Here is a 15,999-nt window from a genome sequence, read left to right on the forward strand (position 1 = left end):
TGCGAGCCAGGGGCGACGCCGTTACTCCTATGAATGACGAGGTCTGCCTGCCTCAAGGTGCGGTTCCTCTATTGCCCCCGGCCAGCGCGACGGTTCTCAATCTGTTTTGGAAGTCCAACTGTAGTACAAGGACCTCGGGCTGGAGGTTTCACCCCATGCTTTCAAGCGCGTTGTCGCTCACCTTGACGCTCCTCTCCGCAACTCCGGCGGCGGCGGTGGTGAGCGTTCCGGAGCAGCAGGTCCGGTCCGTCTTGATGCCTCCTGACGGAGGCGCCATCGATGTGTTCGTCCGGGTATTCGTCGAGCATGACGCCTACACCACTACGGCCGTGGCCTTGCCGGCTCCGGTCCAGGATGTCGAAGCGGATGCTGATGCGCTGGTGGAGCCGGAGACGAGGACGCGGGAGGAAGTCGGATGGGGGAATCGTCTGCGGGTGGCCGCCCGCCGCCCGGTGGTGACGGGCCCCGGATTGGAAGTGCGCCTCACGTTGGCGGACGAGACCCGTGTCACCTTGCGTCTCGTCACGCGGCCCAGCATCATGGACGTACTCCTGAACCTCCGGGAGCGCCCGGCCATCAACCCCGAGGAGGGTGCTCGCCTGGCGCAGGCACGACTGATGCGCCCCCAGTCCTTGGGAGAGATCGTTTCCGACAAGACCCGGCTCATCGCCGAACGAGGCTCCGAAGCGGTCATCCACCGGCTCCCAGGCAATGGTTATTCCTTCAAGCAGACCAACCGGCTCGCGCTTTCCTTCGTCGATGTCGTTCACGACGCGGGAATCTCGTACGCCACCCTGCTCATCCTGAATCGCTCGGACTCCGAATGGCCGATCGATCTGGAGCTGCTCGGTCTGGTGGGTTCAGCCAGCGGCCAGGTGCGGATCATCTCCCGTGCGTCAGAACTGGCTGTCATTCCCCCGGGAAGAATGTCCCGCATAGTCCTGGCCTATGAGACCCCTGCTTCTGATTCCGAGCTCCTGGCAACGGTAGGCGAGCCCGGTTCAGATCTACCCTGCTTGCTGGTGACGGTGATTCCATGATCTCACCGCTCGCCCAGGCGGTGATCGCGCTCGTCATGGTGGCGGGCACCGAGGAGCACGAGAAGACCGCTCCGCTACGGGCTCGCGCCCGAGCAAGCAATGCCCCAGTGTTGGACTCAGCGAAGTCCTTGGAGAACCAGAAGGGAAGCGTCATGAATGAATCGGTGAAACCCCAATCGCGCCGCACTCCTGGAAGGGATGGCTGCTCGAGAGTCCTGACGGCCATGACGGGAGCATGCCTGATCGCCGGTTGCTCGGGCGTTCGCGTGCTCCCAGATGGGACAGCCGCATGTTCTCCAGAGGCCATCGCTGAAACGAGGCGTCTGGGTATCCCGCCACACTCCTATTTCACCGTGGAGGTCCTGGGATTGCCCGGAAGCGTCGGCGACGTGGCCCTCATCCAGGAGGGTCCCATCGAGGTCCGTGTCATGAGTCCTGTCTATACCTACGTTCCGGATGAGATCGCCAAATCCCCACTCTGCACCGATCATCCATCCAGTTGGGTCGTTCCACCTGAATGCAAGGGGAGGACGATCGTTACCGATACGGCGCTGCTCTACGGTGAGGCCCGCTTCAAGGACGAGCGCGTCCAGCTCCGTCTCCACCAACTGCGAGACCTGGGAATGATCGGTCCATTCTGCGGGGTCATCGCGCAGCGGCGTTCGCTATCGATGGTGGGCCTGGAGAAGAATCCGCCCGAGGCCTTGAGAATGCTGGGCATGAAGCAACCGCCTCCGGGGACGGTGGCCGTCTGGTCTCTCGCCGAAGTGCTGATCGTCGAGGATGAATCGCAGAAGCCGAGGCTTTGACAAGGAGCTGGATGTGACGCGAGTCCAGGAGGAACTGGTCTCGGCCATCAAACAAGGAGACGAGGCCCTCGCCCGGAAGCTGGTGTTCCAAGCCGGGACGGGCTCCCGGCAGGTGCGCGCCGTACTGGAAGCCATGCTGGAGGAGCCCGCGGCACTCTCGAGACAAGCGGCGGTGTTCGGCCTGGGGGAAGTAGGCGGCACGGCCAGCGTCCGGCGCCTGGAACAGCAGCTCGCTCTGGAGGAAGCACGCCAGGATTACGACGGGGAGACCGTGGCGGAGGACATCACCCGCGCGCTGGGCCGTATCGAGGAAGCAAGTGCGAGGGCGAGCCTGGTCCGGAAGCTGGAGCGGCTGGTGGCCAGCAAACCGGAACGCTCGGCCATCAATGAGCTGGCGTGCGCGCTCTGGAGAAGGAGACATCCGGACCTGATCGCCACCGTGCGCAAGAACCTGGAGCACCTCGCTCTACCAGCCCCACATGGCCTGCACGGTCTTCTGGTGTTGTTGGAGAAATCGCCGGAGGAACTCGCGGTCTGGGCCCGAGACCCATCGGTGCCACCGGAAGACAAGACGCGAGTGCTCATACTGCTCCAAGAAGAGATACCGGACTCCCTTGTGCCGGTACTGCCCGCGTTCATCTCCACGGAGCATGCCTTGCTCGAGCCGGCGATACGTGAGCAGGGCGAAGCCGCTTATTACTGCGAGCGCCTGCTCTCCCTGATCCTCTTGCACCGGGAGCGGCTCATGCCCACGTTCGAGGAAGAGACACGCGCCCTGCTGCGTAGCTTGTCTCGGGAATTGGTGGGATCCGTCTCGGCCAATTGCTCCATCCGGGCCGCGATACTCCTGAAGTTCGTGGGACGTTCAGAGGATGCCGCGCTCATCAAGGCCCACCGGCCTCCTGACCCGGTGGGAGCCAAGGTCTTCGATGATGCCGCACGGGCACTCGACGACGCAGGGAAGCACTGACTCACGGCAAAGATGCTCGGGGGCCTGGAGCACCTGACGGTGAGCGACCTGGCCTCGGGAGAGCGGCACCGGGTCACCCTGCCCGAGCAGGTGTACGAGGTGGGGCTCGCGCGGAACGAGGAATGCAACACCCAGGAGACGGTGCTCGGAGGGAACGAGCCCTCGCGCTACACCACCGAGCGGCTGCACGTGACGGCGGTGGACGACACGCGCATCCCGGTCAGCATCGTCTACCGCAAGGACGGCAGCGCGCCCATGTACCTCAAGGGCTATGGGGCCTACGGCGCTACGCCCTCCCTGGGCTTTTTCGCCAATGACCTGTCCATGAGCACTGCTGGCGGGGGCTGTGCTCAACCTGCGCCCGGACCTCTTCCGGGTGGCGCTCGTGCACGTCCCCTTCGTGGACGTGCTCACCACGATGATCGACCCGTCCCTGCCGCTCACATCCAGCGGCTACTGCTCAGCCAGCGTCAGTGGATAGAGGGCTCGGTGGTTCACGTTCTCCTGATACACCGCCAGGTGAGACTTGCCGCCGATGGTGATGAAGGCGTGCCTGGTGGTGGGAGGAGTCTTCGCGAGCCATGACTCCGCATCTTCCTTCGAATCGAATGCGGCCACGGCCGGGAGCAGACCCTCCTCCAGGTGACGTCCGATGAACTCCTTGAGGGTTGGAATCGGAAGAAAGCCAGGCTCCCTGCGCTCGCGGCTCCGCTTGACGGAATGGTATTGATTCCCGATCAGCACCCTTGCTCCGTACGGTGGGACAGATTGCTCGTCCAACCATGCTTCCGCTTCGGAGTCCGTCTTGAATGCGGCGATGACGGGCGGAAGGGTGTCGGTCTCCCAGTAGTGAAGGTACTCCTCAAAGCCCTTCTTCTGGCCAGAGACCTCGACGAAGGCGAGTGCGTCCATCACCGCGAGGAGGATCTCCTTCTCCTCGGCGGAGGAAGCATTCCTTCGGATGCGCTCGAGGAACTCGGTGACCTGGACGAAGGAAGGAGCGGGGGAAGGGCCGGCGGTTCCGCTCGTGCGGAATTCGTCGAAGCGATAGAGCTGGCCGGTGAAGTAGATGAAGGCAACCGCGCCATTCGCCACATCGAGGAGCTCACGCTCCTCCTCCGACACACTGCCCTCCTGATACCCGCCGAGCAGTGGCATGGCATCGCCCGGGAAGTGTTCGATGATCATGGGATGGACGTACTCGGCGAGTCAGGGTAATGCAACCTCCCTCCGGCGTCCTCCAGAACGGCCTCACGGCCCGGCCTGGGGGCCGAAGGACTCGGCGCCGCGAGGCTGGCGTCCGTAGGCCTCGCCCGGATTCAGCGGCGCCAGCCAGAGCAGGTCGATGGCCGTCTTCCCATCCGCCGCGTAGAGGGACACCTCGGGCCTCTGTGGATCGAGCGTCGCGCCCAGTTGTGCCGTCCCGGCGGCCCCCTGACGGAAGGTGACGGCCTGTCCCGGCCCGACACCGAGCGCCGGCAGCGTCCACTGTCCGGGCACGCGCGTGAAGCCCGAGAGCAACAGGCCTCCCACGGACACCGGCGCGGAGCCCCGGTTGTACAGCTGCACCCAGAAGGCCCCCGATGCATCCCGGCCCACCCGGTCGATGACCAGCGCCCCACTCCCGAGCGACTCGATGTCATGGATGTGCTGGAGCAGCCACTTGCGGCGCTCGCGCACGAAGCGGTGGAGGTGCTCGGAGCTGCCCGCGGCGTGCGCGGGGCTGATGTACGGATCCACCGTCTTGCCGTCCGGCCCGGGCATGATGAACGGGGCGAGCAGCGTGTGCATGGCGTCCACGCGCGGACCGATGTTCTCCTCGGTGAACCACGTGTCGAGCAGCTTGCGCAGCCGCTCCACGTACCGGGCGCGCAGGCCCGGATCGTCGTAGATGCGCGTGGAGAGCGTGCTCCAGGCGGGCTTCATGTCCTGCATGTCCGGGAAGGTCCGGCGGAACTCGGCCAGCTCGTACACGTGCGGGTCGTAGGCCGTGAAGCTGAAGAGCGGATGATCCTCCTTCGCGCCCTGCTTCACGCCGTTGGTGCGGTTGTAAAGCGACAGCGCGTTGTTCAAATCCCACGGCACGTACGTCCACTTCCCCGTCTCTCGGTCGTAGGCGAGATAGCTGCGCGAGTCGCCCTGCAGGTCGTTGTCGATGAACGTCTCCAACGCCAGCCAGGTGAGGTAGTCCTCCAGCTCCAGCCGCTCCTGGACGAAGGCCGGGAACTGGTGCGGCGCCGTGCGGTTGATGCCCTCGAGGAAGCTCCACAGCCGGTCCCACGGCTCCTTCTCGTTCGTCTTCTTGTCCCAGCGCTCCTGGTACTGCTCCTGCGGCGGCTGGTGCATCTCACAGTCGTGCATGCCACAGCGGTACAGGTCCCCGTCCTCATCGAAGTCGTGGGCCTCGAGGAAGTCCTTGTTGACGGACTCCAGCTCGGTGAAGACGCCCTCGTATTTCGTGATGACGCCCCCGTCTTCCTGCACGAGGTGCAGCTTCACGTGGACGTAGCGCGCCCGAGGCACGCGCAGGCCCACGCTCGCCGCCAGGTCGTACCAGAGCTTCTCGGTGAGGTAGCCGCCGTCCTTCCACGTCGCCAGCAGCTCGATGTTCTTCTTCCCCTCGAAGCGCTCCTCCTTCTTCTCGAAGCGCACATCCCAGGACTTCTTCACGATGCGCGGGTCCGTCTTCGTCGAGCGTCCGCGGAAGCTCAGCACCGCCGGGTACGTGCGGCCCTCGTGCGTGAAGCGGCCCTCCACCTGGAACTTCTGCGAGGCAGGATCCGGAATGTGCGCCCAGAGGGCCTGGTAGTCCTTCTGTGTCAGCGTCAGCTCATAGGTGGAGATGGACGTCTGCAGCGCCGGCCACCGGGGCTTCTCGGGCGAGGGCCTCGAGCCCGTCTGGCGCCCACCGTCTGGCATGCCCGCGTCCGGTGGCGTCCCGGCATCCGGCGTTCCCGCGTCCGGTGGCGTGCCCGCATCGGGGCGGCCCGCGTCCGGCGTCCCGGCGTCGGGCTGCCCGGCGTCGATGATGTCCGTGGGGTCCTTGCGCGCGTCAGGTGCGGGCTCGGTCGAGCCACAAGCGCCCAGGAGAAAGAGCAGTCCGGTGAGCAGCGCGATTCTCATGCGCTCCATCGAGGAGCAAGGGCTGCGCCAGGGCTGTCGTCCTGTCCGCGACAGGAGTCAGGGCAGCCCTCGGGTAGGACATGAGAAGCGGGCTACCCAGGGCGGGTGGAACGCATGCCTTGGAGAGCACTCACGGAGACGCCGAGGGGCGCGCCGGTTCCCTGGCTTCCGCTCGAACCCGCAGAGGCACTCCTCAGCAGGCAGGTTGTTCGGCTACCGACACCCGCCCCCGCCATCCGTTGAGCAGTGGATCAGCACACAGAATGCTGCCCCGCATGAGAGAAACCTATGCTCCCTCCAGGGTGATTGCAGTGGGCGTGGCCTTCATTCTCGTTTCTTGCAATGTGACGCGCCACTCAGCCGCCGCGCCTACGGGCCCCGAGAACCTGGCCAGATACGCACTCGTTCTCGAGTCTCGACCCGGTGAAGAGGTGACGCACGCCTGGACACCCGTCGCGGACCTCGAGCTGACGCAGTATCAGCGTCAACTGGCACTGGCGCGACCCCATGGGCGGCTGGAGCAGACAAGCACCCGGCCCATGACCGACGATCAGATTCGCGAAGCGTGCTTCGAAGTCTACGAAAATTGCATGACGAGGTGTCTGGACAATCCCATTCCACGCTGGGCCAGCAGCTATCGCTCCAGATACCCGAACACCGCCGGAGGAAGAAAGGCGGCCAGAGAGGCTTTCTGCGGCGAGGAGTGTGCCAAGGAGCGCGACGCCTGCGTTCAGAAACTCAAGCGCAGTACCCAGGAAACCTTCGAGTTCTCCTCCGCTGAGGGTGCCATCGACTGGCTCGAGCGGCACAAAAAGGAGATCGCCGTGGGCACCGTCATCGTGATCGCGACCGTGGTCTTCGTTGCTGTCGCTTGCGGAGCGGGCGGGTGTCTCCTCTTGATTCCGCTCGTTCTCGTTGCCTCCGCGGACATCCCCGCCGGGTCCCAGCTCACGGAGGCCCTCCCATGAAGAGCGGCAACTCCCTCGGCGACGCGATGCTGCGGCTGCTCGAGTCCCTGAGGAAGAGCGAATCGGAAGAGGAAAGAAGGATTCTCGAGATTGCCAGCGGCGCGGCGGCGTTCCTCTCCCGCTCCGGCCAGCGCCATCGCTTCGAGGATTTCAACAAGGCCATGAAGCCCGGGCCCATCCCATCGGTGTCCTTCGCCGAAGAGATTCGCTTCCTCGAGCATTGGTGGGCCCGCGCGCCCTCGGCCAGCGAGAAGGACTCCCTGCTCGTTGCCATCCGTGCGCTCGCATACATCGAGTCCTCCGGACAGCGAGAGGCCCTCGACGATTACCTCGTCTACTGGCGGAACAGCACACTCCCCCCCGTCATCGCGGTCTTCCAGACTCGCGACGAGGCGGAAGCCTGGATGGACGCGCAACTTCCCCCCCCCACCATGGCGAGCATTCTCATCGCGGACAGCTATCACCTCGTGCTCGCCAGCCGTGAACGAAGGGAGCCCCTCTTCGCCCGGGTGCCCATCGTCGCCGAGTTCATCGAGGGCGCACTGGACAACGGCCTCCCACCGGCAGTGGCCTCATTCGAGACGCGTGAGCAGGCCGAAGCGTGGCACGCGAGTGTTCCCGACCCCCCAAGGCATGCCTTCATCACCATCCAGGGCGAGCACCATGTGGCCGCCTACTGGAAGAACGTCAATCACCGCGCGCTCTATCCCTTCACCCTGGCCGATGAGTTGAAGAAGGAGAGGCGCGAGCGGGATGAGCGACTCGCCCATCGTGAAAAGGACGAAGGGGAGTAGACGAACTCGGCGTCCTCCTTCACCTCATTGCGGGTGGAGCGCTGGAATGGGCGGGCGCCGGTTCCCTCGCCTCCATGCGCATGCGCTGGATGAGCGATTGGTAGTACCGGTGCAGCGAGACGTTGAGCGGATCCACGCGGAGCGCCTCGGCGTAGCGCGCCAGTGCGCCATCGAGCACGTCCTGCGCCTCCAGGAGGATGCCCTCGTCGAAGAGCGCACGCGCGCGGGACTCGGCATCCGGACGGGCGGCGAGGAAGGCCTGGCGCAGGCGCTCCACGGCGTTCAACTGCACCCCGGCGGCAATGCACCGGGCCACGCCCCGGAAGTTGCCCCGCGAGGCATCGAAGCGCGCACGGGCCAGGGGCTCGCTGAGCGTCTTCCGGGCGGTGTCCACCTTCTCCCGGAGGGCCTCGAGGGCCCGGCGCTGCTCGGCCGGCAGGGGCCGCTGCCAGAAGGGCTCCAGCCGGCGCTCGGCCTGGACCACGCGCCGCATCACCTCGGCGAAGTCCGCATGCGGGTGGACGGCCAGCAGCGTGTACGGATCCTGGCTGCACGTGGCGGCGCGCGACAGCAGTTGGGCGAGCTCCGGGTCCGGCGAGGGCTCCGCGGGAGGCGGGGCCAGCGCCTGGGCAATCAGCCGGCGCACGTCGTCCGAGGGCTCGGAGAACTGGAGGATGTAGCCCTGACGGCCGCCCCAGGTGCGCGCCTCCTCGGAGGGAAGCAGGCGCACCACGTCGCAGGTGCAGGCGAGCACCCAGCCATTGAGCGAGAGCTCCACCTCGAGGCGCGCCCCAAGCCGCGGCAGCGGCCCATCACAGGCGATGCGCAGCCCCTCCTGGCTCACGTCGTTCACGAACACCGGCTGCAGTCCCCTGCCCTCGGGGTCCTCGACCCGCACGTGGAAGGCGGGAGGCGCCAGGCAGCCGAAGGCGGGCCGCCGCATGGCCTCGTGCAGGGCGGAGCGGAAGGCACGGGCGGTGGTGAAGCGCTCGTCCGGACGCAGCGACATGGCCTGCATCAGCACCGCGGACAGCGCGGGCGGCACGCGCGACTCGAGGATGTGCGGCGGCAGCGGCTTCGTGGGCTTGTGGACGAGCAGCATCTCGCCCATGCGCCCGCCACCGCCGAAGGGCAGCCGTCCGGTGAGCAGCCGGTAGCCCAGCACCGCGAGCGCGTACAGGTCCGCGCGGCCATCCGGCTCGGCGCGCACCCACAGTTCGGGCGCGAGGTAGCCCGGGCTGCCCACCACCATGCCCGCGGCGAGCTCCTCCTCGGTGAAGCCCGCGGCCAGCGTGGCGGACATGCCGAAGTCGAGCACCTTCACCCGCCGCTCGCCATCGCGGCCCGTGGTGAGGATGAGGTTCTCCGGCTTGATGTCGCGGTGGACGGCACCGCACGCGTGCGCGGCCTCCAGGCCCTCGAGCACCTGCGAGAGGAGGAACACGACCTCGGCGGAGGGCAACGGCAGCGGCAGGTGCGACAGGGCCGTGCCGTTGACGTACTCCATGAGGAGACAGTGGTGCCCGTTGGGCGCCTGGCGCACGTCGAGCACCCGGGCCACGTTCGGGTGGAGGATGTGCTGAGCGGAGCGGGCCTCCGAGTAGAAGCGGCCGAGCACCGCGGGATTGCTGGCCAGGTGCGGGTGGAGCACCTTCACCGCGAAGTTCGCACCGCTGGAGGGGTGCTCGGCGAGGTACACCGTCCCGAGCGCCCCGGCGCCCAGCTTGCGCACGAGGACGAGGGGCCCATAGCCCATCCCGGACAGCGTCTCGCTGTCCTCCGGAGGACCCTCGGGCCGGATGCATGAAACAGTCGTTGGATGATCATTGAAGCAGTGGTTGCAACCCATCGCCGCCCCCCAGCGGCGCTCGCCTGAACGGCAGCGCCCCCTGGAGTGTTGCAACCTGCATGCACCCTTGCTTCGTCACGCACTCAACGTGACAAGCGCCGGAAGTGCCGTGGCGCGCCGTCGGAAAGACGGAGTCGTCCGGTAATTCCTGCAAACACAGCCCTGAAAGAACGGGGGTCCCTCTTCACTCTCGAGAGAGGAGAAGGAGGTACGGAGCCCACCGGACCGGGTTTCAGTGGATGACTTTGGAGAGGTCCTCGAGGGCCGGTAGGCGGGTGGGAGGCGTGTGGTGCGTGTGGTCGTAGAAGCACCCGGTCCCGAGCTGTTCGATCAGCGCGCGCTCCCGCGCATCGCCCTGCTCGGTGCCCGCCTCGGTGGGCAGCTCGTAGGGCTGGACGAGGACGAGCTCCTCACCGAGCATCTTGCGGCAGTCCTCGGGCAGTGAGGCGAGGCGTTCGCCGAACATGCGCACGAACGGAGGACCGAAGAAGTTGCGCCAGAAGAGGCCGGAGAGGCCCGCGCTGTAGTTGCGGAGGGTGAAGGTCTCGATGGAGCCGTGGCCATTCTCGGCGGGAATCTCACGCCGCGTCTTGCGTTGGATGTCCTCGGCCAGGGAGGCCTCCGCCAGCGGGGAACTCACGAGGCGCATGATTTCAACCACCTGCTCAAGATGAGCGGCACGCCATGCGGGCTTGGACGCTAATTTCGCGGAAGCCCTCCACGCAATGTCTCCGTTGTAGCAATAAGGCCGGGAATCATAGCGGGCGGGAGAGATGCAGAGGAAATCACTGTCCGTCCGTGCCGCGATGCAGAGGGACTGATGTTCCTCGTAGGTAGCAACAAGCGCGCCGTAGTCGATGTGGCCAGGTACAAGCTGGTTCTCGAACGAGGGGACGTGCTCGTATCGCCTGGGCACGAACCACTGGTACTTCTCGAAAACGAGCCGAAGAAGCTCCCGAACCATCGCGCTTGATGGCTTGCCCGGAGGAAGAGCGATGTTCGACTTGAGATAGCGAAAACGAGGCATGAGCGGGTCTCAAGGTGAATACCTCACGCTCGCCTTCCCGTCATTCTCCAGCTTCTTGAGGGCATAAAGCAGTGGTTCGGTCAAATGTGTCTTCCCCGAAGGATGCTTCGCGGAACGAACCCACAGCTCGATATGCCCGCCATGATCACGCACATACTCGATCATGGCCTTGAGGTTCCCCGAGTAGGCCAGTTCCTGGCGGCCCTTCGCCTCGATGAAGCGATAGGGCTCGCCCCACACCAACTCGCTGGGGTTGCCGCGCACGGAGTCCGGGATGAACCCCACGGCGCCCTTGCCCAGCGGAGGCATCATCACCGACGTGTTCTTCACGTAGCCCTCCGCCTTGAGAATGCCGTCCTCGAAGACGTTGCCCGCCTGCTTGTTGGCGAGGATGGAGCGGTAGAGCCGTTCCCACTCGGGGTCCACGGAGGAGGAGAAGCTCCGGTACTTGCGCGGGTTGCGGAACTGGTAGTCCACCCAGCACTGGGCCATGTGCTGGGGCGTCCCCGGCAGCAGCCACGTCCCATCCGGCAGCGTGCGCATCCCCAGCACGGGCAGCACCTGCCCATGTCCCAGGGCATTGGCGGCCATGCGCAGGGGCTGCTCCAGCGTTCCGGCCACCCGCTGGAGGAAGACCAACTCCGCGCCGGTCAGCGTTCCGCCCCTGTCCGCGGCTCGCTGGAGGACGCGCTCGATCTCCTTCACGTCCTCGGGGCCCAGATGTGAAGCAACGCGGGAGAGCGCCCGCACCTCGTCCAGGCTCCTGCCGGTGACGAGCGCCACCCGCTGGAGCGCGGCCTCTCCTCCCTGCTTCAGCAGCTTGCCGTTGGCGAACGGCAGCAACACCCCCAGCAGATGGATGAAGCGCTCGGGATTGCTGAGCGGATGTCCGGTGAGGCTGTAGCCGGACATGGCCGCCGACAGGTCCGTCACCTCGCCCAGGATGGGCGTGAGGCCAACGGCCAGTTCCACCACCCATTCCTCCGCCGTGTATACGTCCTCGGGCGGCGGCGTGTAGTCGAGGTGGGGTGGAGCCCTCTTACCCAGGTCGATGGCAGTGGCCAGAGCCGAGCGGCTGGCCAGCAGGTAGAGCGCGACCTCCGAGGGACTTCGCCGCAGGAAGTCCGGGTCCTGGGTATGGCTGTAGGCCCAGGCGAGCGTGGCCCGCACGAGCGCATCCAGGGACTTCTCGCGCAGCGGATGCTCGGTGAGGAGGTGGCCGGGAGCGATGCGCCGCAGGTGCGCGGCATGCGTCTCCATCAGACGCATCCCCCACTGCAGGTACTCCTCCAACTTCTCCTCCACTGCCTTCCAGCGTGCTTCTTCCTCCGGACGTGCCCAGTCCCCACCCGCGCCAGACGCCGGAGCCGAGGACAGGGCCCACGTCCGGGTGCGCGAGGCCCGCCAGGACTCCGGCCCCGCGCAGGCCAGCAGCAGGAGCAGCAGGACGCCCCCCATTCTCCACCCGGGTGCGTCCCGTCTCCCGCGCATGGCCACGGCCTACAGGTACTTCTCGCGCTTGCGGGCCTTGAGGGCCTCCACCACCTTGCGCACGTCCTGGCTCTTGTCCTTGGGCACCACCAGCACCGCGTCGCCCGAGTCCACCACCACCATGTCCGTGAGCCCCACCACCGTCAGCGGACGCTTGTCGGCCAGCACCACGCAGCCCTTGCAGTCCACCACCACTGCCTCGGCACCCGAGATGACGTTGCCGTGCTCGTCCGCCGGCCGCACCTCCGGAATCGCCGCGAAGGAGCCCACGTCGCTCCAGCCGAAGTCTCCCGGCAGCACCGCGATGTTGCCCGCCTTCTCCATGACGCCGTAGTCGATGGAGATGGAGGGCAGCTTCGGGAACACCCGCTTGAGCACCCCCGCGAAGGTGCGCTTGCCGGCCGCCTTGCGCAGCGCGTCCAGCCCCTTCTTCATCTCCGGCATGTGCTTCGCGAAGGCCTCCAGGATGACGTCCGCCCGGAAGACGAAGATGCCCGCGTTCCACAGGTACTCGCCCGACTCCACGTAGCGCTTCGCCGTCTCCGTGTCCGGCTTCTCGCGGAAGGCCTTCACCTGCCGGCCCCCGCCCTCCAGCGCGTCACCCACCTGGATGTAGCCGTAGCCCGTCTCCGGACGGTGCGGCTTGATGCCCAGCGTGACGAGGTGCCCCTTCGCCGCCACCTGCGCCGCCTCGGCGATGGTCTTCTTGAAGCCCGCCACGTCCGCCACGTGGTGGTCCGAGGGCAGCACCACCAGGATGCCCTCCGGGTCCTTCGCCGCCACCTGCACCGCCGCCAGGGCGATGGCCGGCGCCGTGTTGCGCGCCACCGGCTCCACCAGGAGGTTCTTCTTGGGCAGCCCCTTCACCAGCTTCGCCGCCTGCTTCGCGTGCAGCGGACCGCAGACGATGAGGGTGTCCTTCACCGAGGCCAGGCCCTTGAGCCGGATGGCGGTGTCGGTGATGAGCGGGTTCTTCGAGGCCAGGGGAAGGAACTGCTTGGGACGCGCCTTGCGCGACAGGGGCCAGAAGCGGGTACCGGAGCCGCCGGCCATGATGACGGGATGGAGGGTCATGGGCGGCGCACCCTAGCGTATTGCCCGCCGCTCGCCAGGGGCTCGCTCGCCCGGCTGCCCCACGAACGTCGGCAGGAGTTTTGACCCCGCCCCGAAAAGCCAGTCTCATGCCGGCGCGTTGGAGTCCAAGCACACATCGGCAGGTTTGACGCTCGCCCTCACCCTGGCGCTCGCGGTGGGGCTGTCGCTCGCCCCGCTCCCCGAGGCGTGGCGGCCCATCCCCAGCCTCGCCCAGGGGCCGGTGGTGCCGCAGCTCATCGCGCTCGTCACCACCTCCAGTGCCGCCGCCAAGCGCAAGGCCATCGGCGTCGAGCCCGACACCGGCCCCGCCCCCGAGGTGCCCGACCTCCCCCCGGAGGAAGAAGAGACCGAGGTCGTCGAGGCCGACACCTCCTCCGATGGCGGCACCGTGGCCCCGCCGCCCGCCGTCGCCGAGTCCTCCGACACACTGGGCATCGCGAACCTCGGCCCCGCCACGCTCGCCAAGGCCCTGCGCATGGAGGCCCTGCGCGAGAAGATGGGCTCCAAGCACGTGGACCTCGACCCGGGCTGCCGCCGCATGGGCGCCTCCGGGTGCGAGGAGGGCGGGTTGGAGCCCTTCTTCAAGGCCCTGCGCGGGCTGCACAACGGCAGCCGCACCACGCCCGTGCGCGTGGAGCACCTGGGTGACTCGCTCATCGCCTCGGACCACATCAACGACGTGGTGCGCGAGCGGTTGCAGGAGCGCCACGGCTCGGGCGGCAAGGGCTTCCTCTACATCGACCGCCCCACCCGCTCCGGCCGCGGCGTGCGCGCCGGCCAGGCCTCCGAGGGCTGGGAGTTCATCCGCATCATCGACCGCGCGCCGCCGAAGGACCGGCTGCCCTTCACCGGCGTGGCCTTCACCGCGGGCGTCAAGGGCTCCCAGGACGTGCGCTTCGACATCGGCGACGCGCGCACGGCGGAGATCTTCTTCCTCGCCCAGCCGATGGGGGGCTCCCTGCAGGTGCTCGCCGACGGCAAGCAGTTGCAGCGCCTGCAGACGCGCTGGACTCCCGCCGAGGTGGCCAGTGCCCGGGTGAAGCTGCCCGAGGACGCCAAGACGCTGACGCTCAAGACGCGCGGCAAGGTGGAGCTGCACGGTGTCTCGATGGAGAACGGCAAGCCGGGCGTGGTGTACGACACCCTCGGCCTGCCGGGCGCCTACGCGGGCGTGTTCCTGCGCACCCATCCGCCCTACTTCCGCGCGCAGATGCGCCAGCGCAAGCCCTCGCTGGTGGTGCTCATGTTCGGCGGCAACGAGGCCTTCCGCCTCTCGCGCGACTGGACGAAGCCCGAGGAGATCAAACAGGAGGCCGAGCAGCTGGTGAAGCTGGTGCGCGAGTCCGTGCCGGACGCCGCGTGCCTCGTCTGGTCTCCCATCGACGCGGCCGTGCGCACCATGGGTGGGGAGCTGATTCCGCGCCGGGGCTCGCGCATGGTGGCGGACATCTTCCGCGACGTGGCCAAGGAGGGCGGCTGCGCCTGGTGGGACGCGCTCGAGGCCATGGGCGGCGAGGGCGCCGCCATCCGCTGGCTGTCCGCGGGCATGCTCAACGAGGACCTCATCCACCCGCGCGCCCGGGGCTCGGACCTGCTGGGCCACCTCTTCGACCTGGCCATCCAGCGCGCCTACGCCGCGAGCAGCCCGCCCCGCATCGCCGCCGAGCCCTCGGGCCTGCAGAACACCGAGAAGTCCCTCCTCTCCACCTTCCGGCGCCTGAGCAAGCTGGAGAAGGGCGAGGACGCGCGGCTGGGCATCCTCCAGATGGGCGCCTCGCACACGGCCTCGCACTCCTTCACGGATGCCATGCGCAACGCGCTGGCGACACGCTTCGGCGACGCCGGGCGCGGCTACATCTCCGCGGGCAAGCCGTCGGACCGGCTGAAGCCCGCGGGTGTCTCACGCGAGCTGACGGGCGAGTGGACGGTGGAGGACGCGCTGCAGGCCACCACCCCCGGACAGGCCTGGGGGCTCAGTGGCACCCGCGCGGTGGGAGCTCCCGGCGCCTCGCTGCGCATCCGCTTCTGCGAGGGCTGCACCGCCGCCGCCACGCCTCCCGCGCGGCTCTCCCTGTACTGGCTGGACGGTCCCGGCAGCGGGCGCATGGAGGTGAAGGTGGATGGCCACGCCATGCCGCCCGAGCCCGCGCCGCCCGAGCCCTTCACCTCGCCCACGGTGCGCATCCGCTCCTTCCCCGTCACCGGCCCGGCCCACGAGCTCGAAGTGCTCAACCAGGGTGGTGGCCCGCTCACCGTGCTCGGCGCGGCGCTGGACCTGGAGCAGAAGGGCATCGCCTATGACGCGGTGGGCCTGCCGGGCTCCACCGCCTCCACGCTGGCCAGCGTGGACCCCCAGGCGCTCTCCGCGCAGCTGTCCTCGCGCAAGCCCCAGCTGCTCGTCTTCTGGTACGGCACCAACGAGAGCGGCCAGCCGGACCTGGACGCGGAGAAGCTGCGCACCGAGTACGGCGCCCTCATCTCCCGGCTGCGCAAGGACGCGGGCGGGGCCGAGTGTCTCGTCATCGGCACCACGGACCGGCTGCAGCAGGGCAAGGACGGCAGCTGGGAGGAAGCGCCCGCCCTGGCCCGCGTGGTGACGGCCCTGCCCGAGGTGGCGCGCGCCCAGGGCTGCGCGTACTGGTCTCCCCGGGCGGCCATGGGTGGGGACTGGAGCATGCTGCGCTGGCAGCGCGACGGCCTGGGCCACACCGACGGCATCCACCTGACTCCCGAGGGCTACGAGAAGCTCGCGGGCTCGTTCCTCTCCGACCTGCTCGCGGCCTACGAGGTCTTCAAGACCCAGCCGCCAGCGCTCGCCGCGGAGGGCGGCTGA

At 67.6% G+C, this 15,999-nt stretch carries 13 protein-coding genes; 7 read left to right on the plus strand and 6 right to left on the minus strand.

All coding sequences use genetic code 11. From position 1 onward, the window contains the following. The first annotated feature begins 155 nt into the window (after positions 1–155). From AC16DP_RS45980 to AC16DP_RS45995, 4 genes are all read left to right on the plus strand, one after another. Complete coding sequence (locus AC16DP_RS45980) at positions 156–1,040, plus strand: DUF2381 family protein (RefSeq protein WP_329732781.1); 885 nt, start codon at positions 156–158, stop codon at positions 1,038–1,040. Next, positions 1,037–1,849, plus strand: a complete 813-nt coding sequence (locus AC16DP_RS45985; protein WP_329732782.1) for a hypothetical protein — start codon at positions 1,037–1,039, stop codon at positions 1,847–1,849. Before AC16DP_RS45980 ends, AC16DP_RS45985 begins: the two co-directional genes overlap by 4 nt. Positions 1,850–1,982: 133 nt before the next feature. Then, complete coding sequence (locus tag AC16DP_RS45990; protein ID WP_483957087.1) at positions 1,983–2,819, plus strand: hypothetical protein; 837 nt, start codon at positions 1,983–1,985, stop codon at positions 2,817–2,819. A gap of 346 nt (positions 2,820–3,165) precedes the next feature. Beyond that, entirely contained in the window at positions 3,166–3,300 is a 135-nt protein-coding gene (locus AC16DP_RS45995) for a prolyl oligopeptidase family serine peptidase (RefSeq protein WP_329732784.1), read from the plus strand. Here AC16DP_RS45995 and AC16DP_RS46000 read toward each other — a convergent pair. Together AC16DP_RS46000 and AC16DP_RS46005 are read right to left on the minus strand one after the other, a co-directional pair. Further along, positions 3,273–4,007, minus strand: a complete 735-nt coding sequence (locus AC16DP_RS46000) for a head protein (protein WP_329732785.1) — start codon at positions 4,005–4,007, stop codon at positions 3,273–3,275. The genes AC16DP_RS45995 and AC16DP_RS46000 overlap by 28 nt on opposite strands. Positions 4,008–4,070: 63 nt before the next feature. Then, positions 4,071–5,942 (minus strand): CotH kinase family protein, encoded by a 1,872-nt coding sequence (locus AC16DP_RS46005; RefSeq protein WP_329732786.1) that lies wholly within the window; start codon positions 5,940–5,942, stop codon positions 4,071–4,073. Positions 5,943–6,481: 539 nt separating this feature from the next. On the opposite strand from AC16DP_RS46005, the gene AC16DP_RS46010 reads away from it, so the two are divergent. After that, positions 6,482–6,910 carry a hypothetical protein gene (locus AC16DP_RS46010; RefSeq protein WP_329732787.1) on the plus strand — a complete coding sequence of 143 codons (429 nt, stop codon included), beginning with the start codon at positions 6,482–6,484 and terminating at the stop codon, positions 6,908–6,910. Beyond that, the gene (locus tag AC16DP_RS46015; RefSeq protein WP_329732788.1) at positions 6,907–7,704 is read left to right on the plus strand and encodes a hypothetical protein; all 798 of its coding nucleotides are present in this window, start codon (positions 6,907–6,909) and stop codon (positions 7,702–7,704) included. Before AC16DP_RS46010 ends, AC16DP_RS46015 begins: the two co-directional genes overlap by 4 nt. A gap of 19 nt (positions 7,705–7,723) precedes the next feature. Here AC16DP_RS46015 and AC16DP_RS46020 read toward each other — a convergent pair whose 3' ends face one another. From AC16DP_RS46020 to AC16DP_RS46035, 4 genes are all read right to left on the minus strand, one after another. Then, positions 7,724–9,553 carry a serine/threonine-protein kinase gene (locus tag AC16DP_RS46020; protein WP_329732789.1) on the minus strand — a complete coding sequence of 610 codons (1,830 nt, stop codon included), beginning with the start codon at positions 9,551–9,553 and terminating at the stop codon, positions 7,724–7,726. A gap of 232 nt (positions 9,554–9,785) precedes the next feature. Next, complete coding sequence (locus AC16DP_RS46025; protein ID WP_329732790.1) at positions 9,786–10,202, minus strand: hypothetical protein; 417 nt, start codon at positions 10,200–10,202, stop codon at positions 9,786–9,788. A 387-nt stretch (positions 10,203–10,589) separates the two neighbouring features. Further along, positions 10,590–12,038: a pre-toxin TG domain-containing protein gene (locus AC16DP_RS46030; RefSeq protein WP_329732791.1), complete on the minus strand. Its 1,449-nt coding sequence runs from the start codon at positions 12,036–12,038 to the stop codon at positions 10,590–10,592. 42 nt (positions 12,039–12,080) lie between these two features. After that, on the minus strand, positions 12,081–13,145 hold the full coding sequence (locus tag AC16DP_RS46035) for a mannose-1-phosphate guanylyltransferase (protein WP_329732792.1): 1,065 nt from the start codon (positions 13,143–13,145) through the stop codon (positions 12,081–12,083). Positions 13,146–13,290: 145 nt separating this feature from the next. Here AC16DP_RS46035 and AC16DP_RS46040 point away from each other — a divergent pair, with 145 nt between their 5' ends. Beyond that, positions 13,291–15,999, plus strand: a complete 2,709-nt coding sequence (locus AC16DP_RS46040) for a GDSL-type esterase/lipase family protein (RefSeq protein WP_329732793.1) — start codon at positions 13,291–13,293, stop codon at positions 15,997–15,999.

The organism is Archangium sp. (genome assembly GCF_057119385.1).